The organism is Nitrospira sp. BLG_2 (assembly GCF_049222245.1).
On the sequence record NZ_JBLYIG010000517.1, the window covers coordinates 1 to 1,853 of the forward strand.

Consider the following 1,853-nt stretch of genomic DNA (forward strand, 5'->3'; position numbering starts at 1 on the left):
GTGGAACTGAAGTTTTTCACGAATGTGTCGACGGTCTCGGGAACCAAGGTGATCAAAGGTGTCACGGTAACAGTATTTCACGATACGAACCCGGGAGACCATGGACCGTCCGATAGTTTTTATCGACGCGACGCGGTCGGCATTGTGTATTATGGGTCGGACCCCGGGACACCATTGGAGAAACAGATTACGCCCTACCAGATTTTCAGGTTTCCGCTGAGAATCCCGTCATCCTTCCAGCAATTTGATCGAATGGGGGTCGATTTCGGCAGCGATATGGATCGTGATCAGACTGACGAGAAGGTCGATGCCCAGGGCTGGAGTAAGGTGATCGGTCGAGAAACCATTACCGTCCCAGCCGGTACATTTCAGGATGCCGTCAAAATTGAAGCGCGGATGAACATGAAGATCCACTTGTCCGGAGCCCGTCGCACCGTCTCTGGAATCGATGTGATGACGGCTTGGTTCGCCAAAGGAGTTGGTCTCGTGAAGTATTCGGAGCGGCAGGAATTATCCGCCATCAAGGAGGACCGCGGCGTGATCACGGAAATTACGGAAGAACTGGAAGACTACGACATCAAAGCGGCCAAGCCTCATTGAGTCGATTCGAATCCCCGACGAAGTGTGTTCTCGCTGATGACTCTGGCGATCATGAATTGGGTCAGATAATCTTCCCCTCCCGTTTTCGCCCCTACCCCTGAGAAGCGATGCCCACCGAAGGGTTGGCGCGAGACAAGAGCGCCGGTGATCGGTCGGTTCAAGTACAGGTTTCCTACGTCGAACTGCTCACGGGCCATCGCAAGATTGGCGGGACTTCTGGAATAGACCCCTCCGGTCAAGGCATACTCGGTTCCGTTTGCCAAGCGGACCGCATCGGCAAAATTGTCCGCTTTCATGACGGCCAATATCGGCCCAAAGATTTCCTCCCGCGCAAGACGGTGATGGGGTTGGATAGCGGTGAACACCGTCGGTTCGACGAAATACCCGCTCGGATCCGCGGATTGTTTCGCGAGGAGCCGGCCCTCTTCGAGACCGAGTGCAATGTAGCGTTGGATGCTCGCTTGGGCGCGGGCATCGATCACCGGTCCCACTTGGGTGCCTGGCTCCAACGGATTTCCGACCTCCAAGCTCAGCACTGCCTCACGTAGGCGGGACACGAAGGAGTCGTAGACCGTGCGATGTACGATGACTCGTGAGCAAGCCGAGCACTTCTGCCCCGCGTAGCCGGCAAACGAGGCGACGACACCGGCGATCGCTTCGTCGAGGTCGGCCGTCTCATCGACAATGATGGCATTCTTCCCACCCATCTCGGCAATCACCCGCTTGACCATAGGTTGTCCTGGGTCCACGCGCGATGCTTCGGCCAGTATGTGGAGCCCCACGGCCTTCGACCCGGTAAACGCGACCGTGATGACATGGGGATGCGCGACGAGCGCTTGGCCGACCCCCGGTCCACCCGGTAGGCAGGACAAACAACCGGCCGGTACACCGGCCTCAATGAAGATGTCCGTGAGCAGTGTTCCTAAACCAGGCGAGCGTTCCGACGGTTTGAACAGGACCGGATTGCCGGTCACGAGCGCCGCTGAAATCATTCCGGTCGGGATGGCAAGCGGAAAGTTCCATGGCGCGATGACTGCCGTTACGCCGCGCGGTTCATATGAACGCTGGTTGAGTTCTCCAGGACGGTTCCCCAACCGCATCGGTTGGGCCAGACGATCCATCTCATCGGCATAGTAGCGGAGAAAGTCGATCGCTTCCGCCACATCGGCGTCGGCCTCCCGCCAGGTCTTGCCGACTTCAAAGATCTCCCACGCTGCCAGTTCGTACCGGCGGCGAGATAGTTCCGACGCGAC

2 protein-coding genes are annotated in these 1,853 nt (G+C 57.9%); one reads left to right on the forward strand and one right to left on the reverse strand.

All coding sequences use genetic code 11. The annotated features are described in order from the left end of the window. A partial coding sequence (locus ACOSYY_RS13940) for a TapB family protein (protein ID WP_421663123.1) occupies positions 1-600 on the forward strand: 600 nt, incomplete at its 5' end. Here the strand turns inward: ACOSYY_RS13940 and ACOSYY_RS13945 are convergent. Next, positions 594-1,853: aldehyde dehydrogenase family protein (locus ACOSYY_RS13945; RefSeq protein ID WP_421663124.1), on the reverse strand; the 1,260-nt coding region annotated here is incomplete at its 5' end. The genes ACOSYY_RS13940 and ACOSYY_RS13945 overlap by 7 nt on opposite strands.